The sequence below is a fragment of the Herbaspirillum sp. WGmk3 genome, assembly GCF_023952535.1.
GTDB lineage: Bacteria > Pseudomonadota > Gammaproteobacteria > Burkholderiales > Burkholderiaceae_D > Herbaspirillum > Herbaspirillum huttiense.
The window spans coordinates 1-233 of the sequence record NZ_JAKYWT010000170.1 but is presented as its reverse complement, the minus strand read 5'-3'; the positions used below and the strand labels follow the sequence as shown (position 1 = coordinate 233).

General features: G+C 55.8%; 1 protein-coding gene. It reads left to right on the top strand.

Annotated elements, in window-relative coordinates:
* Positions 1-207, top strand: a 207-nt coding sequence (locus MKD49_RS26340) for a hypothetical protein (RefSeq protein ID WP_206608692.1), incomplete at its 5' end; no start/stop codon positions are given.
* Positions 208-233 lie beyond the last annotated feature (26 nt).

The following is a 233-nucleotide window of genomic DNA, read 5'->3' as shown; positions in this document are numbered from 1 at the left end:
GGTGCGGTGATTTATGATGGCGCGGCGAACGAGGCGGTACAGGTGTTCTCCCGTATTGTTGACATGCCAGCGGGTCGGGGAAACGTGATCCTGACGTTCACGCTTACGTCCACACGGCATTCGGCAGATATTCCGCCGTATACGTTTGCCAGCGATGTGCAGGTTATGGTGATTAAGAAACAGGCGCTGGGCATCAGCGTGGTCTGAGTGTGTTACAGAGGTTCGTCCGGGAA